Origin of the sequence: Mucilaginibacter sp. 3215, assembly GCF_050433785.1 — a bacterium.
Taxonomy (GTDB): Bacteria; Bacteroidota; Bacteroidia; order Sphingobacteriales; family Sphingobacteriaceae; genus Mucilaginibacter.
The window spans coordinates 130,397-152,958 of the sequence record NZ_JBNPWO010000012.1 but is presented as its reverse complement, the minus strand read 5'-3'; the positions used below and the strand labels follow the sequence as shown (position 1 = coordinate 152,958).

At 40.9% G+C, this 22,562-nt stretch carries 19 protein-coding genes and 1 riboswitch; of the genes, 8 read left to right on the top strand and 11 right to left on the bottom strand.

Annotated elements, in window-relative coordinates:
* Window positions 1-47: 47 nt before the first annotated feature.
* A riboswitch (cobalamin riboswitch) is annotated at window positions 48-242 on the bottom strand.
* A complete protein-coding gene (locus ABIC84_RS18990) occupies window positions 216-1,541 on the top strand; it encodes a serine hydrolase (RefSeq protein ID WP_429264551.1) in 1,326 nt (441 codons plus the stop codon). Its footprint overlaps the riboswitch before it by 27 nt.
* Before the next feature lie 68 nt (window positions 1,542-1,609).
* Complete coding sequence (locus ABIC84_RS18985) at window positions 1,610-2,344, top strand: SRPBCC family protein (protein WP_426587711.1); 735 nt, start codon at window positions 1,610-1,612, stop codon at window positions 2,342-2,344.
* A 52-nt stretch (window positions 2,345-2,396) separates the two neighbouring features.
* Here ABIC84_RS18985 and ABIC84_RS18980 read toward each other — a convergent pair whose 3' ends face one another.
* The 6 genes from ABIC84_RS18980 to ABIC84_RS18955 form a co-directional block, all read right to left on the bottom strand.
* Complete coding sequence (locus ABIC84_RS18980; protein WP_429264550.1) at window positions 2,397-3,470, bottom strand: acyltransferase family protein; 1,074 nt, start codon at window positions 3,468-3,470, stop codon at window positions 2,397-2,399.
* Between the two features lie 91 nt (window positions 3,471-3,561).
* On the bottom strand, window positions 3,562-3,906 hold the full coding sequence (gene rplT, locus ABIC84_RS18975; protein WP_022829871.1) for a 50S ribosomal protein L20: 345 nt from the start codon (window positions 3,904-3,906) through the stop codon (window positions 3,562-3,564).
* Window positions 3,907-3,987: 81 nt separating this feature from the next.
* Entirely contained in the window at window positions 3,988-4,188 is a 201-nt protein-coding gene (rpmI, locus tag ABIC84_RS18970; protein ID WP_090525627.1) for a 50S ribosomal protein L35, read from the bottom strand.
* Between the two features lie 84 nt (window positions 4,189-4,272).
* Window positions 4,273-4,839: a translation initiation factor IF-3 gene (gene infC / locus ABIC84_RS18965; RefSeq protein WP_090525629.1), complete on the bottom strand. Its 567-nt coding sequence runs from the start codon at window positions 4,837-4,839 to the stop codon at window positions 4,273-4,275.
* A gap of 1 nt (window position 4,840) precedes the next feature.
* Entirely contained in the window at window positions 4,841-6,766 is a 1,926-nt protein-coding gene (gene thrS, locus ABIC84_RS18960; RefSeq protein WP_426587706.1) for a threonine--tRNA ligase, read from the bottom strand.
* A gap of 233 nt (window positions 6,767-6,999) precedes the next feature.
* Window positions 7,000-9,603 (bottom strand): M1 family metallopeptidase, encoded by a 2,604-nt coding sequence (locus tag ABIC84_RS18955; protein ID WP_426587704.1) that lies wholly within the window; start codon window positions 9,601-9,603, stop codon window positions 7,000-7,002.
* Between the two features lie 248 nt (window positions 9,604-9,851).
* Here ABIC84_RS18955 and ABIC84_RS18950 point away from each other — a divergent pair, with 248 nt between their 5' ends.
* The 6 genes from ABIC84_RS18950 (at window position 9,852) to rseP (ending at window position 16,715) form a co-directional block, all read left to right on the top strand.
* Window positions 9,852-10,802 (top strand): glycosyltransferase family 2 protein, encoded by a 951-nt coding sequence (locus ABIC84_RS18950; protein ID WP_090525633.1) that lies wholly within the window; start codon window positions 9,852-9,854, stop codon window positions 10,800-10,802.
* 97 nt (window positions 10,803-10,899) lie between these two features.
* Window positions 10,900-11,868 carry a glycosyltransferase gene (locus tag ABIC84_RS18945; RefSeq protein ID WP_426587701.1) on the top strand — a complete coding sequence of 323 codons (969 nt, stop codon included), beginning with the start codon at window positions 10,900-10,902 and terminating at the stop codon, window positions 11,866-11,868.
* A gap of 5 nt (window positions 11,869-11,873) precedes the next feature.
* The gene (locus tag ABIC84_RS18940) at window positions 11,874-12,575 is read left to right on the top strand and encodes a hypothetical protein (RefSeq protein ID WP_429264549.1); all 702 of its coding nucleotides are present in this window, start codon (window positions 11,874-11,876) and stop codon (window positions 12,573-12,575) included.
* Window positions 12,576-12,577: 2 nt separating this feature from the next.
* Complete coding sequence (locus ABIC84_RS18935; protein ID WP_429264548.1) at window positions 12,578-14,077, top strand: GH3 auxin-responsive promoter family protein; 1,500 nt, start codon at window positions 12,578-12,580, stop codon at window positions 14,075-14,077.
* 96 nt (window positions 14,078-14,173) lie between these two features.
* The gene (locus ABIC84_RS18930) at window positions 14,174-15,361 is read left to right on the top strand and encodes a 1-deoxy-D-xylulose-5-phosphate reductoisomerase (protein ID WP_429264547.1); all 1,188 of its coding nucleotides are present in this window, start codon (window positions 14,174-14,176) and stop codon (window positions 15,359-15,361) included.
* A 19-nt stretch (window positions 15,362-15,380) separates the two neighbouring features.
* Window positions 15,381-16,715, top strand: coding sequence for an RIP metalloprotease RseP (gene rseP, locus ABIC84_RS18925; protein ID WP_429264546.1), 1,335 nt, complete (start codon window positions 15,381-15,383; stop codon window positions 16,713-16,715).
* Between the two features lie 176 nt (window positions 16,716-16,891).
* Here the strand turns inward: rseP and ABIC84_RS18920 are convergent, their stop codons facing one another.
* The 5 genes from ABIC84_RS18920 to ABIC84_RS18900 form a co-directional block, all read right to left on the bottom strand.
* Window positions 16,892-17,458, bottom strand: a complete 567-nt coding sequence (locus tag ABIC84_RS18920) for a DUF4199 domain-containing protein (RefSeq protein WP_429264545.1) — start codon at window positions 17,456-17,458, stop codon at window positions 16,892-16,894.
* Window positions 17,459-17,907: 449 nt separating this feature from the next.
* Window positions 17,908-18,480 carry a DUF4199 domain-containing protein gene (locus ABIC84_RS18915; RefSeq protein WP_429264544.1) on the bottom strand — a complete coding sequence of 191 codons (573 nt, stop codon included), beginning with the start codon at window positions 18,478-18,480 and terminating at the stop codon, window positions 17,908-17,910.
* A gap of 9 nt (window positions 18,481-18,489) precedes the next feature.
* The gene (locus tag ABIC84_RS18910; RefSeq protein WP_429264543.1) at window positions 18,490-19,158 is read right to left on the bottom strand and encodes a hypothetical protein; all 669 of its coding nucleotides are present in this window, start codon (window positions 19,156-19,158) and stop codon (window positions 18,490-18,492) included.
* Between the two features lie 7 nt (window positions 19,159-19,165).
* A complete protein-coding gene (locus ABIC84_RS18905) occupies window positions 19,166-20,416 on the bottom strand; it encodes a dihydroorotase (RefSeq protein WP_429264542.1) in 1,251 nt (416 codons plus the stop codon).
* 32 nt (window positions 20,417-20,448) lie between these two features.
* Window positions 20,449-22,497, bottom strand: coding sequence for a BatA domain-containing protein (locus ABIC84_RS18900; protein WP_429264541.1), 2,049 nt, complete (start codon window positions 22,495-22,497; stop codon window positions 20,449-20,451).
* Window positions 22,498-22,562 lie beyond the last annotated feature (65 nt).

The window sequence follows — 22,562 nt, the reverse complement described above, 5'->3', positions numbered from 1 at the left end:
CAAACGAAGAGCATTCACATTCAAGCTTCAATCCCCGAAAGCTATGAATAACATATAACGCTTTGGCAGGTCTTCTGACTTACTCCCCTTTTTGCCTGGCCTTCCCTCCTGTTTACAGAAAGTGGCTATATAGATTTGGCAACGGTTACGGAGCTTACAGCTGCGGGACAGTTACGGACTTACACCGTATTCCCTTTTAATTCATTAAACAAATAATGAAACCTAAAGCGCTGCAAAAGTACAATAAGTATCCGTTAACCTCAAATTACATAGCTATATTTATCATGATGAAATATCTCTGTATTTTACTGCTGATCATGAGCGCATCTGGCAGCTTTGCCCAGCAACCGGATACCATTTTTCTGAAGAGTATGCTGTATGAACATCCCGAATTATTTTCGGGTATCCTGAACCATCCCACGCAAAACGAGGTACAAATACTATATACCCGGATAGACAGGGATAAAAACAACATCCCTCACTTCACCTCGTATAGTTATCGCCTTAACGCGCATCATTATTTTTATCCGGCAAGCACGGTAAAACTCCCCACAGCCATATTCGCCCTTGAGAAGTTGAACGAGCTGAAAGTAAAAGACTTAAACAAAAAGTCGGTAATGATCACTGATAGCTCATTTGCCGGCCAAACCAAAGTCCAGGTGGATACATCATCGGCAACGGGTCTCCCATCCATTGAGAACTACATTAAAAAGATTTTACTGGTGAGCGATAACGATGCGTACAACCGGCTTTATGAATTTGTTGGGCGGGCGGAGATCAATCGAAAACTAAAAAAATATCACCTTAATAACACCCGTATTGTGGGCAGATTGGCTATTGGCGATGCGGGAGAAAGTACGCGGCACACCAACGCTGTCAATTTTTACAACGGCGATACGCTGGTTTATCACAAACCGGCATTATATGATACGTCAAACTATCCCATGCACCTGGAAAACATGCTGCAGGGCAAAGCTTATTTAGATAGCAGCGACAGGCTGGTTAACAGGCCGCTCGATTTTTCTGAAAAGAATGTTTATGCTCTTGCCGATCAGCAAATGGTTCTTAAACGGTTATTATTTCCGGAAATTTTTCCTAAAGCGCAACGCTTTAATTTAACGGCGGAAGACTATCGCTTCATTTACCGTTATATGAGCACTTTCCCTACCGAAAACACTAAACCTACCTATCGCCGGCCTGAGTATTTTCCGGCTTACTGCAAATTTTTGTTTTATGGCGGGGATAGTACAGCAGTTATTAACCCAGATATCAGGGTCTTTAATAAAATTGGCGACAGTTATGGTTATGATATTGATAATGCCTATATAGTAGATTTTAAAAATAAGGTTGAGTTTATGCTCAGTGCCGTTGTACAGTCAAATGAAGATGGCATACTCAACGATAATAAATATGAGTACGCAACGGTATGCCTGCCTTTCCTGAAAAACCTCAGTCGGGTGATATATCAATATGAACTTAAACGCCCTAAAAAGCACTTTCCCCATTTAACTAAATTTAAATTTACTTATAGCAAAAAGTAATAAAATTCACTTCTGAAAAACTTAGTAGCCCTAAAGGTGTTTTAAAAACGATAACTATTTAAAAACCTATGGCAACTACAATAGTAAAATATACCGACAACTTCCCCGTGCTTTATGGCGATGACCGCATAAACCTGAACTGGCCCGAGCGTTTTACGTCCATTGCCGGAGGTGTGAAACTCGGCTTTTCAGGCTTTAAAAACATATTCAAAAATCCGCTTTCAAGTATTGTAAAGATAGGTGCAGGCGGTTATCTGTTAAACCGTGGGATCACCGGGCATTGCGAACTTTATAAGCGCATCGGTAAACTATCAACCAACCCGATAAACGTAAATATCCGTTCGTCATTTGTAGTAAATAAACCAAGGGAAAAGGTTTATCAATTTTGGCGCAAGCTGGATAACCTGCCTCTGTTTATGAAACATCTGGAAAGTGTAGAAGTTATCGACTCCAAATATTCGCATTGGGTGTTGAAACTCCCCAAAAATGTAGCCACTATCAGCTGGCATGCTGAAATTGTTCATGACGAACCTAATGAAGTGATCGGTTGGAGTTCGCTGTCTGATTCAATGATCAACAACGCGGGTAAAGTACGTTTTCAGGATACCGTTGACGGGAAAGGTACCATCGTTGATGTAGTGATTAGCTACCAGCCGCCTGCAGGTGGTGTTGGTGCAGGCATCGCCAAAATATTAAACCCTGTTTTTAAAAATATGGTTGATAAGGATATCCAGAATTTTAAACAGTATATGGATATTAATAACGATCCGGATGAGTTTGTCGAAGTAATTGTCGTTAAATAATAAAATTAACACTTTTATCCCAGGGTGCCTTTATATCTTACAACAATAGCTATCATTTCCGTCTGAATTTTGATTTAAGTTTTAGAAAACTCCGTTCATAAAAGTAATATGATAATAAAGGGACAGTAATCAAACCCAATACATTGTAAGGAAATATGCTTAATGGCATTTTGCTATCCTGGCCGGTAAATAACTGTTGCCATATGTATATGCCATATGATAGAACACCAATAAATGACAGTAATTTATTGTTTAATACTTTAAAAATCCAATCATTTGCGGGTATGATATTGCTTAAAATTAAATAGCCGATAATTACCGAAATCGCCAGGTTTACGTACAGTGATTTTAAGGTATAAAATTCGTCAAAGTGTAATCCAAACATCAATATTATAGCCAAAATATTGCCGGCTACCTTTGTTTGTTTGAGCCAAATTACCTTCAAAGTTTCTTCGGACGCCATCAACGCAAAAAAACAGCCGACACCAATTGATTGAAACTTTATAAAATAGTGAGTAAAACCGTAAATAATGCCACGATTCAAAACGGGAACAAACTGCTGCACTGTACACAATAGCGGCAATGTGAATACAATGGTGATAATGATATAATAAAATGCAGTTCTGTTGATCTTTAAAATAAAAGGAAAAAGGAGATAAAATTGTTCTTCAACCGATAAAGACCAATAATGACTGAAGTAGTAAGTGAAATCATGGCTCCGGAAATAACTGAAATCCATTAGATACAATGCTGACCCTGCAAATTGAATCCACGAAATGTTTAAACTGTAGAAATGGTTTAATAAAAACACCACTCCGATATATAAATAGGCTAAAGGAAATATTCTCAAAAATCGCCTGATATAAAATTTCTTTAACGATAAGTCTCCTGTTACTTCTTTTTCTTTTAAACATAGACTTGTAATTAAAAAGCCACTTATTACAAAGAAAATATTTACTCCCAACCCGCCGTTGAATATTTTGGTATAAAAATAATTATCGGATAACTGAAGATGGTAAAATACAACCAGGATAATTGAAATGCCCCGAAATCCATTTAAGGAGTAATAATAGTTGTTGCGCAATAGGCTGGATAAGGTAGGCTGCCCTTCCGGGTTTAATATCATACAGTAAAAATAACAAGCAATTTAAATTTTCAAGCTATTAAAACAAAAAAGGCCGCAATTGCGGCCTTTTTCATGCATTTATAATGCGATATTATTTTACTGCATCAACAACTGCTTTGAAAGCGTCTGGGTTGTTCATCGCTAAATCAGCTAATACCTTACGGTTTAAGCCAATTTCTTTAGCGGCTAATTTACCCATTAACTGAGAGTAAGAAATTCCGTGCTGACGGGCACCAGCGTTGATACGTTGGATCCATAAAGCTCTGAACTCTCTCTTTTTGGTTTTACGGTCGCGGTAAGCGTACTGTAAACCTTTTTCAACTGTGTTTTTTGCAATGGTGTATACCTTGCTACGTGAACCCCAATAACCTTTGGCGAGGTTCATGATCCTTTTCCTGCGTCTTCTCGACGCTACTGCGTTAACTGAACGTGGCATCTTGTGTGTTTTTTGGTAGTGAGTGCCTGCATCTCGTGTGCCGGACTTAAAACTCTAATACCTGGTTTTAAAATTTGTGAATTACTTTCCGATACAAAGCATACGTTTTACGTTACCCATGTCGGCATCAGATACTAAGCTGGTTTGACCAAGGGCACGCTTACGTTTTGTCGACATCTTGGTTAAGATGTGGCTTTTGTATGCGTTTTTTCTTGCGATTTTACCTGTTCCAGTAAGCTTAAAGCGCTTTTTAGCACTGGAATTGGTTTTCATTTTTGGCATAACTCTATTTATTTGTGTTAGATATTAACGTTTCTCAACGTTTTATTTTCAAAGCACCTGCCCCTAAAGCAGGTGCAATCTTAATTATTTTTTTGCTGCCTTTGGTGCAAGGGTTAAAAACATCCTTTTTCCTTCAAGCTTTGGTAATTGCTCCACTTTACCAACTTCTTCTAATGCCTGGGCAAAGCGAAGTAATAAGATCTCACCTTGTTCTTTATAAACAATGGCACGACCTTTAAAGTGTACGTAAGCTCTTACCTTTTCGCCGGCTTCCAAAAACTTAATGGCATGCTTCAATTTAAATTCAAAGTCATGATCATCAGTATTCGGTCCGAAACGGATCTCTTTAATAACCGTTTGCTTGGCATTACTTTTTATCTCTTTAAGCTTTTTCTTCTGTTCGTAAATGAACTTGTTATAGTCCGTTACTTTACAAACCGGCGGTACGGCGTTAGGAGATATTTCAACCAAATCCAGTTCCTGCTCCTGCGCTATTGCAAGGGCATCTCTTAATGAGTAAACTCCCTGCTCAACGTTATCACCTACAAGGCGAACTTCCTGAGCCCTAATGAATTGGTTTATGTTATGTTCGGCTTCTTTTTTCTTAAAAGGAAGCCTTGGTCCTCTATTGAAAGGTTTGTTTAATGCCAAGTTATACTGTTATTTCTTTAGTTATCTGTTCTTTAAAATCTTCAATGCTCATACTTCCCAAATCACCGGTGCCATGTTTACGTACAGAAACCAAGCCTTCGGCAGCTTCTTTTTCGCCCACAACCAGCATGTAAGGGATTTTTTTGACTTCAGCATCACGTATCTTTCTGCCTATTTTCTCGTCCCTGAAGTCGATTAGCCCGCAAATATCGGAATCTTTTAATATATCAGAAACTTTTTTTGCATATTCTTCATATTTTTCTGATATAGGAAGTATAATGAACTGCTCGGGCGATAACCACAGCGGGAAATTGCCTGCACAATGCTCAATTAATACTGCTATAAAGCGTTCCATTGAGCCAAACGGCGCCCTATGGATCATTACCGGGCGGTGCTTTAGGTTGTCGCTTCCAGTATATTCCAGTTCAAAACGCTCGGGCAGGTTATAATCAACCTGGATGGTACCCAACTGCCATTTACGACCGAGGGCATCTTTTACCATGAAATCAAGCTTAGGGCCATAAAACGCAGCCTCACCGTATTCAACCACAGTTGGCAAACCTTTTTCGGCGGCAGCTTCTATGATAGCGTTTTCGGCTAATGCCCAGTTTTCGTCACTGCCTATATATTTAGCGCGGTTCTCCGGGTCGCGTAACGACACCTGCGCTATGTAGTTATCAAAGCCCAAAGCTTTGAATACATACAATACAAGGTCAATTACTTTTTTAAACTCATCCTTCACCTGGTCCGGACGGCAAAATAAATGGGCATCATCCTGAGTAAAGCCACGTACACGGGTTAAACCATGCAACTCGCCGCTTTGCTCATAACGGTACACTGTACCAAATTCAGCAAAACGAACCGGCAGATCCTTATATGAGCGTGGTTTTGTTTTATAGATCTCGCAGTGATGCGGGCAATTCATCGGTTTCAGGAAAAACTCCTCACCTTCCTGCGGGGTTTTTATCGGCTGAAATGAATCGGCACCGTATTTTTCATAATGACCAGATGTTACATACAGGTTTTTATGGCCAATATGCGGAGTGATCACCTGCTCATAACCTGCTTTTACCTGGGCTTTTTGTAAAAAGTTTACCAGGCGCTCACGCAACGCAGTTCCCTTAGGCAACCACAGTGGCAAGCCCATGCCCACTTTTTCAGAAAAAGCGAACAACTCCAATTCCTTACCCAGTTTGCGGTGATCGCGCTTTTTAGCTTCTTCGATCATGTGCAGGTATTCAGTAAGTTCGCTGGCTTTAGGGAAAGTGACGCCGTATATACGGGTTAATTGCTTGCGTGTTTCATCGCCACGCCAGTATGCGCCGGCAAGGCTCATCAACTTAACCGCTTTTATAAAGCCTGTGTTAGGGATATGAGGTCCGCGGCATAAGTCGGTAAAATTACCTTGCGAATAAAAAGTAATAGCGCCATCAGGCAGGTCTTTGATCAGGTCAAGCTTGTACTCATCGCCTTTTTCTGTGAAATACTCAATAGCATCAGCCTTGCTCACCGGTTTGCGGATGTACTCCTCTTTAGTTTTAGCAAGTTCAATCATTTTATCCTCTATCTGCTTAAACTCGTCAGAAGATAAAACCTTGTCGCCAAAGTCAACATCGTAATAAAAACCTGTTTCAATAGCCGGACCGATACCAAATTTAGTACCCGGATAAAGGGCTTCCAAAGCTTCGGCCATTAAGTGAGCCGATGAGTGCCAGAAAGTTGACTTGCCATCGGCATCGTTCCAGGTTAATAATTTAACGTGTGCATCTTGCTCAATAGGGCGGCTTGCGTCCCAAACCTGGCCGTCAACTTCGGCCGCTAATACGTTACGGGCTAATCCTTCGGAAATCGACTGCGCGATTTGCATGGAAGAGATCCCTTTGTCATACTGACGAACGGATCCATCGGGAAGTGTAATGTTAATCATCTACAACTATGATTTAAAGTTTTATAAAATTACGTTTAAACGGTCACCTACAAAGTGACCCTCATTTTGTGGGTACAAAAATAGAATTTTAAATAGCATTTAACATCAAAGCAGTTTCAATTTTTTGTTTGATGGGGATTTTCAGGCTTGTAGCATAGAAAATAAAAATGGGGCATCTTAATTTTCAATTTATATGAAAAATTAAGATGCCCCATCGGTTTATGGTGTTGAGCCTACTTAAAAGCCTCGTTCGACGGATTAGAATTAACAGATGTCTCTTTAACCTTAAATTCAATTGGCTGGCCAACCAGGATGGTCTTTACAGAGAACGGAATTTTAATACCTCCGTTTATACCTTCATAGTTACCAAACTCAACAGTCAGGTCATTTGCTCCTTCAATGGTTTGTTTAAGCTTCAGTCCTGTTTTTTGGCTATAATAATTATGGATATGAATCTCAGTACCTATATTGATATCAACCTCGTAGGCAAGCTCGTTATTTACCACTCTTAAAATAGGCTGCAGCGTTATATTTTGATTTATCCGCTCATAATCAAGTTCGGGAAACGGGCGGCTTTTAAGTTTGATCATTTTTTTGGCTGCATCATCAAGCTGTACATCCCTGTTAACCTGCCTTGCTTTTATACTATCGCCGTTAAGTGTTATATGCGACACAACGAGGTTGTTATATGAGGGCACTATTGCTTCCTGGTAGTACTTATCAGGCATTTTATACCGGGTTACCAATTGCACGTCGGCGCCTTGTATATTACCAACTGCCGATGTTTGCAGATCGTGGATATTTTTGAGTTTGTCGGCACCGCCAATGGCATCTAAATACGCCTTGATAACAGTACTTGCCGTTGTGCCTTGTGGAATCGGAAGCCCGCTGTATGAGTTGTTTTCGGGGTTAATATCAGGTAAATTATGATCAGGGTCGATGGTTGCATAAGCAATTTTCGAGGTCGATTTGTATGGGAAGGTCCAGGTATCGCCGCGCTGCCAGATCTCAGCCGGAAGTTTTACAGTGCCGGTTTTTCCGTTCTCTTCTTTAATAGATATAGTAACCGGTAATGCCATTTCTTCCAGGTTTACAATGGTGATCATAGCACCTTTGGTGGCATCATTATCAGGATATGAAATATCCTTTATACCCTGATCAACTTTCCAGGTGGTGAAAAACCATTCGTTCCAAAACCAGCTCAGGTCCTCACCTGCGGCATTATCCATCGTATGAAAAAAATCCCAGGGGGTTGGGTGTTTAAAAGCCCAGCGTTTGATATAGGTTTTAAAGGCATAATCAAAACGCTCTTCGCCTAAGATCTGTTCTCGTAAAATAGTTAATCCTAATGCCGGTTTTTCATAAGCAGCAACTGCTAAAAAATCCTCCTGTATCACATCGGGCGTATTCATAATAGCCTCAGCACCTGGGCTAAATAAATAAGCGGCACTTTTTTGCTGATCGGGCTTTTCATAATATTCACCCTTGTTAAATACCTTGGTATCAACATTATTTAAAAAGGTGTTAAAACCCTCGTCCATCCAGGCGTATTTACGCTCATTTGAGCCAACAATCATCGGGAACCAGTTATGGCCAAATTCATGATTGGTAACTTCCCACAAACCTCCGTTTTGATTATTTGAGCCACAAAATACTATACCCGGGTACTCCATCCCTCCTACTATACCGGCCACGTTGGTAGCTACAGGATAAGTATATTCAAACCATTTATCACTATACAATTCAATGGCGGCTTTAACATATTCAGTTGAGCGGCCGTACGAATTATTCCCTTTAGCCTCAACTGGATAAACTGATTGTGCAAGAACTTTTTTACCACTCGGCAAATTGATCCGCGCAGCATCCCAAATGAATGCTTTTGACGCAGCCCAGGCCACATCACGGGCGTTTTTACACATAAAATGCCAGGTAAGCGTCGGCTTTTTCGGGTAATCGTTATTACGTAAAATATCAGTTGAATCTTTAATGATAACTGTTTTATCACTCTTACGGGCTTCGGCCAACCGGTTTATCGAGGTAGGTGATAATACTTCAGCAGGGTTAAGCAGTTCGCCCGATCCTGCTACAACCAAACTGGCAGGCGCGGTAATAGTATAATCAAAATTGCCGTACTCCAGGTAAAACTCGCTTGCACCAAGATATGGTATGGTGTTCCATCCGGTTACATCGTCGTAAACTTCCATGCGTGGGTACCACTGCGCAATTTCATAGATCCAGCCATTTTTAGTATGCTGACGGCCCATTCTGTCGGTACCATATTCGGGAATGTCAAAACCGTATTCAATCTTGATCTGCAATTTGCTCCCGGCTGCGCGTAATGAATCTTTAAGCTTGATCTGCATACGGGTATCCGTGATCAGATAATCGGCTTTCAGCGTTTTGCCTTTGTTGATGATATAAACCGATTTTATTTCGGCACCCTTTGTATATGATTTATTTGCAAACCTTCCACCCGAAACATTGCTTGTAGCTTCGGCACGTGAATCCTCTTTATAGATATTCTGATCTACCTGGAGCCATAAAAAGCCAAGGGCATCCGGGCTGTTATTGGTGTAAGTAATTAAAGTACTGCCCTCTATCCGGTGTTTAGCGGTATCAAGCGTAACATCAAGCTTATAATCGGCCCGGTTTTGCCAGTATTTTGGACCTGGAGCACCACTGGCCGTCCTGAACTCACCGCCCCTTTCGGGGTAAAATATAGGGTTAAATACTTTATGCTGATCATACTTGGGTGCTGCCTGATCTGCATTTTGCGCTTTTACTTCACCGGCATAAATGCCTAAAACCAATAACAACGCGGCTTTATAGAATTTCATTAACTGTGTTTTAATTGTGAGGGAAAGATATTAAAATATATTTGACTTGAAACGTAATTGCTTGGTTACGTAGTATCAAACGTCATTTTTATAACGGCCCCCCTCTAAGTCTCCCCCTCCCTTCCCGGGAGGGTTGGGTGGGGCTTATAGGCAATTTGATTTGTCGCCTTGTTGCAAATCAATCCCTATTTTTTATATTTTTGCGGATGATTTACGGCACATACAGTCGTTGATCGCAGCCCTAATAAATGGATATATCAGTTGTAGTACCTCTTTACGATGAAGTAGAATCATTACCCGAATTAACCTCTTGGATTAGCCGGGTAATGGACGAAAACCGTTTTACTTACGAGATAATTTTGGTTGACGATGGCAGCAAGGACGGATCATGGGAAATGATCAGGAAGCTGCAAACCGGTAATCCTTTTATCAAAGGCATTAAATTCAGGCGTAATTATGGTAAATCCGCAGCCCTTAACACCGGTTTTATCGCTGCCAAAGGCAATGTGGTGATCACCATGGATGCCGATTTGCAGGATAGTCCGGATGAGATCCCGGAACTTTACCGCCGGATAACTGAAGAGAAATACGACCTTGTTTCGGGCTGGAAAGCAAAAAGGCACGACCCATTGAGCAAAACTATACCTACCAAACTATTCAACGCGGCAACCCGTCGTATGAGTGGCATCCATAACCTGCACGATTTTAATTGCGGTTTAAAAGCCTATCGTAATGTTGTAGTTAAAAACATTGAAATTTATGGCGAGATGCACCGTTATATCCCGGTTCTGGCAAAATGGGCCGGCTTCACCAAAATTGGCGAACAGGTTGTTGAGCACCGTCCTCGTAAATATGGCAAAACCAAGTTTGGCTTAAGCCGGTTTATCAACGGCTTTCTCGATCTGCTTTCAATTTTCTTTGTAGGTAAATTTGGCAAGCGTCCGATGCATTTTTTTGGTACGCTGGGCACATTGAGCTTTTTTACGGGTTTGATTATGGCCATCTGGATAATTTGGGAAAAGCTTTACAATATAGCACACAACCTAAAATACAGGGATGTAACCACGAGTCCGCTGTTTTATATAGCATTGGTAGCTATCATATTAGGTTCACAATTGTTTTTAACAGGCTTTGTTGCCGAGCTTGTTTCACGCAGCGCAAGCGAACGTAACCATTACCAAATTGAGGAAACAATTTAATTAGATTTGAGATGTTAGATATGAGATTTGAGACTTTTTGAATACTTGCCTCCTGTCTCATATCTAACATCTCAAATCTCACATCTATTCTAAAAACATGTTTTTTTCCATCATCATTCCTTTATATAACCGACCGCAGGAAATTAAAGAACTGCTGGAAAGCCTCACCTTGCAAACCTATCACAATTTTGAGGTTTTGGTTATTGAAGATGGTTCTGTAAATGATGCTGAAGCCATAGTAAATACCTTTACCGATAAACTTAACCTGCGTTATTTTAAAAAACAGAATGAAGGCCAGGGTTTTGCACGTAACTTTGGTTTTGAGCGTGCCAAAGGCGATTATTTTGTAATTTTTGACTCGGATTGTTTAGTCCCCCCCAATTACCTCCGAATTGTAAACGATTCATTGGCAAAAAACTATCTCGATGCCTATGGTGGTCCCGATGGCGCACATCAATCTTTTACCCCTACACAAAAAGCCATAAGCTATTCAATGACCTCCCCTTTTACTACCGGAGGTATTCGTGGTAATAAAAAAGGTATAGGGCAGTTTCATCCGCGTAGTTTTAACATGGGTGTTTCAAGGCAGGCCTGGGAAAAAGCCGGCGGATTTATTATCACTCGCCTTGGTGAGGATATAGAATACAGCATTAGGATCCATTCGCTGGGCTTTAAAATTGGGTTGATTCCAGATGCAATAGTCTATCATAAACGACGAACCAACTTTTATCAGTTTTATAAGCAGCTGCACTTTTTCGGAAGGGCGCGCATCAATATTTCTAAATTTTTCCCGCAGGAGTTAAAGCTGGTTCATTTTTTCCCGGCTGCTTTTACAGTAGGTGTTATCCTTACTATTATTCTAAACCTATTTGGCTCTGTATTAGCACCTGTAGGTAATTTTATACTGTTGATTTTCACTTTGTTAATATTTTTCCATTCCTGGTGGAAAAATAAATCGTTAAAAATCGCATTTTTGAGCATTATAGCTGCCTTCACACAACTTATTGCCTACGGGTTAGGATTTATACAGGATTTTTGGAAGCGGAAAGTTTTAAGTAGATCATAAGCAATATGTACCACCCCTTTTCTGTAGCGGAGACCATTAAAACCGCATGGAATATTTTAAAGAAGAATTTTGCCATAATCTCGGTCTACTCGGTAGTTGCCATGATACTTGTATTCATATCAGGCTTTGCCGTATTTTATTTTGATGATAATGCAATGGTGAGTTCTATTGGCTTTGTTGTGTTACTGGTTGAAATAACTTTCATATTCTTAGCATTTATAAAGCTGGTATTCAGATTAATGGACAAAGAATACTATGATTTTGATTTTAGCGAGATCATTCCTAAAATCAGGATGCTGGTAAGCTATCTTACGTTATTGGTACTGGTGAGTACATTAGCTGTTTTTGCGACCCACCTGGTTGAAGGTTTAAAAGAAGGTTTCGCCCAGGATTTTTTCAAATTTATTATCGGACTTATTGTTCAGTTCTTTTTCCTGTTCTATTTTCCTATTTGCACCTGTTTCATTGTTGATGACGCGTCGGGGCCGATAGAATCAGTACAACAAAGCTTTTATTTGATAAAGGGGAATTTTTTAAAATATTTCTTGATCTTCATTATAATCGAAATATTGATGTTGGTTGCAGCTATCACCGTTGTAGGGTTAATAATAGCTATTCCATTTGCTAACATAATTTTGATGGCAGCCTATCGCAAACTGGTTTATAGCCACCTTGATGTGGATGATGACCTATCTGAAACCAATTAAAAATGGGATTTAAATCTGCATTAAGTAAAGTATTTGCTGCCTTTGTTAATCGGGAATTAAATAAGGTTCGTAAAAACGCGGTTGCATTTCAGCAAAAGGCATTTACAGATCTGGTGCATGCGGCCAAAGACACCAGTTTTGGTAAAGATCATCAGTTTGAAAAGATCAACAACTACGGGGATTTTAAGCGATTGGTGCCTGTACATGACTATGAAGACCTTCGCCCCTATATCGACCGAGTGGTTAATGGCGAGGAGGATGTGCTATGGCCCGGCAAACCTGCTTATCTCGCCAAAACATCCGGTACAACATCCGGTGTAAAATATATCCCCATCTCTAAAGAAAGCATGCCGGAGCATATCAAAGCGGCACGTAATGCTTTGCTAAGCTATATCCACGAAACCGGTAACGCTGATTTTGTTGATGGCAAATTGATATTTTTGCAGGGCAGTCCCATTTTAGCCGAAAAGCATGGTATTTCAACAGGCAGGCTTTCGGGTATAGTTGCGCATCATGTTCCCGCTTATCTGCAAAAAAACCGCTTGCCCAGCTACGAAACCAATTGCATTGAAGATTGGGAGCAAAAAGTTGACGCCATTGTAGACGAAACTTTTAATGAAGATATGCGCCTCATCAGCGGGATCCCGCCATGGTGCCAGATGTATTTCGACAGGCTTTCGGCCAAAGCAGGAGGTAAAAAGATAAAAGACATTTTCCCAAACTTTAAGCTTTACGTTTACGGCGGAGTTAATTACGAGCCGTATCGCGCCCGTATCGAGGAAAGTATCGGTTTCAAGATCGATTCGATCGAAACCTACCCGGCATCCGAAGGCTTTATCGCGTTCCAGGACTCGCAAAAAGAAAAAGGCCTGTTGTTACTGGTCAATTCAGGGATTTTTTACGAGTTCATTCCATCCGAAGAGTATTTTAACCAAAACCCAACCCGCGTCAATCTTAAAGATATCGAGCTAAATAAAAACTATGCGCTCATCATGAATACCAGCGCTGGTTTATGGGGATATAGCATAGGCGATACTGTGAAATTTATTTCAAAAGATCCGTATCGTATTATCGTAACCGGCCGGATCAAGCATTATATCTCGGCTTTTGGCGAACATGTTATAGGCGAAGAGGTAGAGCATGCATTGATGACTGTGGCTAAAGAAGAAGGTATCGACGTGGTTGAATTTACAGTTGCGCCTCAGGTTAACCCTCGGGCAGGGCAATTACCTTATCATGAATGGTTTATTGAGTTCGGCACAGCCCCGGCCGATCTTCCGGCCTTCGCCATAAAAGTGGATAAGGCACTGCAGAATAAAAATATTTACTATTTTGACCTTATTGAAGGTAACATTTTGCAACCTTTGGTGATCCAAAGCCTGCAAAAAGATGCCTTTATCAATTTTATGAGGGGCGAAGGTAAACTTGGCGGGCAAAACAAAGTGCCACGGCTATCAAACGACAGGAAGATTGCCGAAGGATTGAAGAGTTTTATAAAATAAAAGCTGAAGACTTACGAAGTTTTTAAAACTTCGTAAGTCTGGATTCTACAATTTGTCATGCGTAGAAACCAAGCAATGACGTTAAAATAAAGATAATTGAGTAACCAAATAAAAAACATTGCCATCCTTGGCTCAACAGGCAGCATCGGTACACAAACACTTGATGTTATAAGGTGGAACAGCAATTTATTCAGGGCGTTTTTGCTCACTGCACATTCAAATGCCGATTTGCTCATTAGCCAGGCTATTGAGTTTGTGCCCGAATATGCCATTATCTGTGATCAAAGCAAATACCAGGAGGTTAAAGAGGCTTTAGCACATTTGCCAATACAGGTACTTGCCGGTCACCAGGCTATCATTGATACAGTAACGCATCCCGAAATTGCGGTTGTGCTTACTGCCATGGTAGGTTTTGCTGGCCTGGAGCCAACTATTGCAGCTATTAAAGCAGGTAAAGATATCGCCCTTGCCAACAAAGAAACCCTGGTGGTTGCCGGCGACATCATAACCGCATTGGCCAAACAACATGAAATTCAAATTTTACCGGTTGATTCGGAACATTCAGCTATTTTCCAGTGCCTGGTTGGTGAGGACTATAAATCGATAGAAAAGCTGATCATAACGGCATCAGGCGGGCCATTCCGGGGCCGGGGCCTTGATTTTTTGGCCACCGTTACTCGTGAGGATGCGCTTAAACACCCCAACTGGGTGATGGGCGCTAAAATAACTATCGACTCGGCATCATTAATGAACAAGGGGCTTGAAGTTATTGAGGCAAAATGGCTGTTTGATGTTGAGGCCGATCAGATCGAGGTTGTGGTTCACCCGCAATCTATCGTTCATTCACTGGTACAGTTCAGGGATGGTTCAATTAAAGCACAATTAGGCTTGCCCGATATGAAGCTGCCGATACAGTATGCCCTCACCTATCCCGAACGGATTGAAACTAATTTTAAACGTTTCAGCTTTACCGACTACGCTAATCTTACTTTCGAAAAACCGGACATGGAAACTTTCCGTAATCTAAGCTTAGCCTACACTGCTCTACAACAAGGGGGTAATATGCCTTGCATTATTAACGCGGCAAATGAAGTAGCAGTTGCAGGGTTCCTTGATCGTAAAATTGGCTTTTTAACCATGAGCGGTATCATTGAAGAGTGCATGCAGAAAATAAATTTCGTTGCAAACCCTACCTTAACAGACTATTTGAATACTGACAAAGAAACACGCATCTTTGCGCAAAATTATATACAGCAATTGCCCTCAAAGGCATTACAGTTTTAATATTACATAAATATAAATAATGAGTATAGTGATCATGGTGGGCCAGCTTATACTGGGCCTTTCAATTTTAATAATCTTGCATGAACTGGGGCATTTCCTGGCGGCACGCGCCTTTGGTATTAAGGTAGAAAAATTCTACCTGTTTTTTGATGCCTGGAACGTAAGCCTGTTTAAATTTACATATAAAGGTGTTGAATATGGTATTGGCTGGTTGCCGTTGGGTGGCTATGTTAAAATTGCCGGTATGATTGATGAGTCGATGGATACCGAACAAATGGCCGGTCCGCCTCAACCGTGGGAGTTTCGTTCAAAACCGGCCTGGCAACGCCTTATTGTGATGCTTGGCGGTGTTACGGTAAATGTTATACTGGGAATCTTGATATTTTGGGTATTAACCATGCGTTTTGGCGATAGCTATATCCCAAATTCTGCAGCAAAATATGGTATAGTACCTGGCGAAGTAGGTAAAAAGATCGGCCTTCAAATAGGCGACAAGGTTGTAGCCATTAATGGCAAACCTTTTGAGCGTTTTGATGACCTTACAAGTCCGCAGGTATTGTTAGATAATACTGTATTTACCATATTACGAGGCACTCAAACTTTACAAATCAGCATCCCGCGTACCATCCTAAACGATTTGAACGACCATGATATAGAAGGTTTTATTAGCCGTCTGCCCCGTGCTAAGTTCATTGTTGATTCATTGGAACCGGGCAGCAACGCTGTAAAAGCCGGTTTAAAAAAGGGTGATAGCATTGTGATGGCCAATAATCATCCAGTTGTGTTTTGGGACGAGTTGCAGGCTCAGCTATCTGCTAATAAAGGCAAACAGGTTGAACTGGGTATTAAACGCAACCACGAATTGATTACCTTAAAAGCGCAGGTTACGTCAGAAGGTAAACTTGGGTTCTATCGTGCAAAAAGCGATTTTCCGGATATTAAAACAATAAAGTATGGCTTTTTTGAAGCTTTCCCGATAGGTGCGCAGAGAGCCTGGGGAACTTTCAGGGATAATGCCAAGGGTATTGGTAAAATTTTCAGAGGCGATGTCAACCCGGGTAAAGCTGTAAGCGGACCGGTAGCTATAGCCAACCTGTTTGGCGGCACTGTTGATTGGGTTCACTTTTGGACACTGGTAGGCTTCCTTTCAATGGTATTGGCATTGATGAACCTGTTGCCTATCCCAGCACTTGACGGCGGCCACGCGGTATTCCTGATCATTGAAATGATCAAAGGCAAACCATTGAGCGATAAGTTCCTTGAACGTGCGCAGATTGTGGGCTTTGTAATTTTAGTTACCCTAATGGTATTTGTTTTTGGTAACGATATTGTGAAGCTGGTAATGAAGAAGTGATTTGGAGATTAGTGATTGGAGGTTAGAGATTAGTTGCCTCCCAAGCATATAATACAAGAAAGGCCTTTCAACCACTGAAAGGCCTTTCTTGTATTATATAAATTTATCAATCAATTGAGTAGCTGTACAAATTAGAATTAGCTTTAAGCTTTGAGCATTCTGCCGTCAGCTTGTTTTTATACCGCCGGATCAGTTGGTTTTGGGCTTTCGTAATTATCGGAAACGGTGTCAAAAGGTGATCTTTCATTTTTGAATACCGCTGCCGAGATCAGGCTCACTATAGCGCCGAAAATGGCGTATATAAATACTACGCTTACGGTTGTTATAACCGCAAAATATTTACTTACCATACTTAATGCATTGTCAATTTGGTCCTGCGACAGGTTTCCTTTTGCTTCCATTTGCGCGCGTGAAGCAGTTAGGGCTTTAGTAACCATTTCCGGGCTTAATATCGCATAATACACATAAGTGAATACCGCAACGAAAACTCCTGTAAAAATCGCATATAAAAAACCGGATAAAAAGCCTTCTCCATAGGTAATATATCCGCCAAGCTGATCTTTGTATTCTTTTTGTGTTAACAGCAAGAAAGCGATGAAGGGCAAAAAGCTGAGGTATTTAAGAGATGAGTTGGGGTCAATATCCAGAAACTGAAATGCATAAGTTATAACTATTGAAGTTACCAGGTTAATTAAAGCCCACTTCAGGGCTGGTTGCGACGGGCTCGCTTTTTTTACTTCCATGATATAGGTTATTTAGTGTTTGGTTAAAATTAACTAATTATCTTATATCATGTATATGTTTATTTTTTACCCAGGCAAACGCTTTTCAAATATTTATCGCCGATACTTTGTTGTTAAATATAGTTAAGAAAAGGTTATGATGCAGATGAGCCATTAGATACGTGTTTTATAGTCTGAAGCAGGTTAACGCCCAAGCCTCCTCAGTACCTACTTTTGCAAATAACAGGCACAAACATTCGGAGGTGCTTAATTACTTAAAAAAATCAATTAGTGTCAACTCCATAAATATAAAATATTGATTATTAACTATTTAGTCGATGTATTTTAAATATGTTAACCCGTATTAACCCTATTTAGATGCGTTTGCCCTGGTTTTAACTCCTCAAATTTGCTATAACAAAACAGGCCTTTCAAATTTGAAAGGCCTGTTTTGTTATACGATTAATGTTCTATTCAGGAAATGGGTCCCGTTTAAAGAAGGCAGCAAAAATTATAGATAAAACAAACAAAAATATAATGCTTATCCCTAATGACTGAATTTGTTGCCCTATGGTAATGCTTTTTCCGGTTTGAAAGCTTTTCTCCATCTCCTGAATCTTGGCATCAGCTTCCTTCTTTTCTTCCGGTTTAGTAGTGCTTTCTTTCAGTTTATTCAAAGCTGTAACCATAGCTGTTTTAGTTTTCTGAGCCATTTGCGGTTCTATAGCGTTTGCAAATATCTGATCACGTAGTATAAATATGGTCAGGTTTGAAATGAAAAACATAATGAAAATTCCGGTAGCGGCCTGCCTCATTGTCCAATACCCGCCCACTTTGCTCCTCAGATTTATGCAAAACAAAGCAGCAATAGCTATCGGAAATATGTACGTGAAAAGTATTGCACCAGCTGTTATTGCGACAGCCGATGCTACACTTACCATAAAATAAAAATAAATAATACTTACAACAGCCAATACTGCACCTAAAATCAATCCTTTGATAAGTCCTCGTATTTTTATGGTTCTTTCTAATTGTGCGCTCATTTAAGAGGGTTATTGAAAACTAACTAAAATTTCTAAAACAGCCATATCAAATTCCTTGTTGATGGAGTTATCGGCAATATCCTTTTTCTCTTCATCAGAAGGATCAATATTTTGAAAAAAGCACATCATTGGGTAAAACAATTCCTTAAGTTCTGAATCCTCAGGAAGCGTTGTTGCTACTTTACTGATCTCCGATACCGGGCTTTCAATCAGGATTTGATTGGCGATAACCGGTTCATAAATGCGGTACTCGTCCTGGAACTCATCTTCATCAACCAGTAAAAATTCCTTCAGGTAATCTTCCAATTCCGGTTCAATATCTTCGTCTTCACACTCGTTAAGGTAAAGTAACAGATTAAGGAGTTCGGTACCGCGGTCAAGCGTTTCTTCTTCAATGCTTTCCCATTCCGGTGTATCAAGATAATCTTCTTCCAGTTTTTTAACATCGGCGCTGAAGAAATTAATCATCAGCAGGTCGAAAAATATTTCACGAAGCTCTTCAACCTCCGGGTTTTCATCAAAAACCGCGTCAAGTTCATCTACTTTGGATAAAAAATCTTCGTCGGATGCAAATACATCGGCAAACTCATCGGTTAGCTGGGTGGCATCAAAGCTGTTGTATTTGGAGAAAGCCTCAAGCGCTGCTATAAAGGCGGTTTCTATTTTTGGATCGATCATAGGTATGTTATTTAAAGATTTGTTGATTGTTGTAAGTTAACAATACTTTACCTTTTAAACCCTGCCCGATATAAGGAGAGTTTGCAGATTTAGATTTATTATTAGTTGCGGTATATTCCCATTCAGCATCTGTATCAAAAATTACAAAGTTGGCATTTTCACCCTCCGCAATAACCGGCAATTCAACCCCTAATATTTCACGGGGATTGATAGCCAGTTTTTCAATTATCAGTTCAACCGGCAAGCCTGCTTTTAAAGCCAGTGCAAAGGCCGTTTGTAAACCAATAATACCATATTCGGCAACTTCAAACTCCACATCTTTAAATTCAATTTCATGTGGGGTGTGCTGCGATACGATGGCGTCAATAGTACCATCTTTCAGGCCTGTTATCAGCGCGGCAACATCATCAGCAGTGCGCAGCGGCGGCTTAACTTTATATAAGCTGTCGAAGCCTAAAAGGGCTTCATCGGTTAACACCAAATGATGTGCGGCAACGTCGCAGGTAACTTCAATGCCTTTACGTTTGGCCTCGCGGATCAGCTCGACCGAACGGGCTGTTGATATGGTTGTAAAATGAATGCGCGATACAGTGTATTCGGCCAGATAAAGATCGCGGGCAACCATCAGTTCTTCGGCCAGGGATGGAATTCCCTTCATGCCCAGCAGTGTACTGATCTCACCCTCATTAACCTTCGCTTTACCGGCTATAGCAGTATCCTCCGGATATGAGAAAACCAGCGCGTCAAAGCCTTGTGCGTATAACAAAGCTCTTTCCATTAAACCGGCATCCTGCACGGGCCGGTTGCCGTCTGTAAAGGCTTTAGCGCCGCTTTGGTACATGTCGTACATTTCGGCAAGGTCTTTTCCTTCGCGCTTTTGCGATATGGTGCCTAAAGGATAAACATCAACCAAATTACGTTTCGACCGGTTAAGCAGGTACTCCACCTCTGATTTGGAGTGTACTGGCGGCTGACTGTTAGGCATCAGCGCTATGCCCGTAAAACCACCGGCAGCTGCGGCGATGGTACCAGACCTAAGGTCTTCTTTAGTTTCCATACCCAATTCGCCTATGTTGCAGTTAAGATCGAAAAAACCGGGCGAAACATATTTGCCTTCGGCATCAAACAGTTCGGTATCGGCATCAATATCGTCGGCTATGCGGGTGATAACACCATTTTCAATTAAAATATCGGCAACTTGTTGATGAAAGGATGATCCGGGATCAAGAATAGTGGCTGATTTGATAAGCAAATTCATTAGCACTGCTTTATGTGTGGATTTGTATCGACCTATCCCGCCTGAATAACACCCTGCTGACCGGGTTTATAAAACCTGATCAGAAATATTTCTGCAAGCAGGAAGATCAGCGTCAAAATTAGACAAAGTTTCCATAATTGTGTGCCAAAATTTGATTCGGCAACAACACTTTTTAACGAGCCATTTCCTGCTGTTAATAAAGGCTTTGCATTCGGCAATAATTTTTCAAGATCGGTTACTGTAAAATAACTCATGTCTGATTCGGCCCGGTTATCATTAAAAGCAAGCGCAGCCAATGTGCTATCCTGTTTCTTCAGCGAATAAATTCCGGGCTCACGTAGCTGATCCGAAACATATAGGAGCGTACTCCCCTCCTGCTGTTTTACATCGGGGATAATGCTCTGATCGCCTTTGCTCAGTTTGAGCAGTTGTTTTTCGGTGGTTTGCACCGGCGGTATCTCAAAGCTTTCATCAGCACCAAGTGTATAAAACAGCGGCTGGTCATGTTCGCTTAACAAGGCCATTCTAAAAAGTACCGGCACAAACAGGGCATGCCTGGGCAAATTGCTAAATCCTTCGTTGAGTGGTACAGCACATATATATACATTTCCTTTTCCGGTGTTATAACCTTCCCAAAAAGGTTCGCCGGTAGCAAGGTTCATGAGGCTTTCTTGTTTAGCACCGCTTTTGCTTAGCTGGTAATATTTTTTAACCAAGGGCAGATCGGGGTTTTGAGGAAAGCTCTCAAACACGTTCTTAAATACAGCACTTTGCCTGTTGATAGAAGCCACTTTTACATCTTGTGTTATCAACTTTTCAGGATACCCCGTATTTAAGCCTGATAAAAAGGATCTGTAATTAGCCAGATCAGCATCGGCCGATGGAAATACAACCAGCGTCCCTCCTTTTGTTACATAGGTTTTAAGTTGCTGTGCCAATCCGGTGGCAATGGTTTTAACATCGCTGATTATAATTATAGGGTAACTGTTAAGCGCAGCGTAATCAACGTTACCATCGGTTACACGGTTTGTAGCAAAGAAAGCGTCAGATGCAAAAACAGCTTTCAGATATGGATTTGGAATGCCTCCGTCAATCAACAGAACAGGCATTTGCTGCTTTACATTAAAACTAAAATAAAATTGGTTATCAAATGTAACCGGGTTATCCTGTAACTGAATTACGCCGCGCTGCCATCCGGGTTTTAGGCCCGAAAATGATAACGTATCGTTTTGAACTTCGCGGGCGTCGATAGTGAAACTGCCGAGCGCCTTCTGCTCACCATTGATCAATAGTTTAAGAGGGATCTTTTCGGCTTTTTTTTCGGCATAATTATGCAAGCGAACAACCAGTTTTTCGCTTTCGCCCGGGCGATGTACTGCGCTAAGCAGCCAGACTGAGTCGACAGCAACATTAGGGAGGCTCCCGGCTTTGAGCTGAACAAAGTTCACGTTAATATTACTATCAACTTTTACGGGTTTATCATTTTTGTTCTTTTGAAAATCAGAAATAATAAATACCGACTTAACCGGCCCTGCTTGATTTTTCAATAAGTTTTCCTGCCTGCTGATCACCTGTTGCAGGTTACGGCTTTGCGGGCTTACCTTAACCGCATCAACTGCATCATTAAATTCATCACGGTTCAATAGTCTTTGATGTTTACCTTCAAAATCTTGCGTAAGTAATTGAAACCGATCATTAATATTATAAGCCGAAGTAATTTCCTTAGCACGGCGTTTAGCCCCATCAAGTAATGAGCCTTCGCGGTTAAGGCTTTCCATAGAGTAAGAATTATCCACAAAAATGCTGATCACCTGTTGTTTTCCAGCATTGACATTTTGCGCGCCGGGGATATACGGTCGGGCAAATGCCAGTACCAGAAATAACAAAGCAAGTAAACGCGAGGCCAATATCAATCGCTCCTTCAAATTGCGGCGTGAAGCCTGCTGTTCCTGCACCTCTTTTAGAAACTGTACATTACTGAAATATACCTTTTTGTATTTACGGAAATTGAACAGGTGGATCACAACCGGGATGGTCAAACTTAGCAACGCGAATAAAAAAGCAGGGTATAAAAAATACATATTTTATATAGGTGGTTGTGCTATTTACAAATGTGGTAATTAAATTGAAATTCTGTTATCTTGCG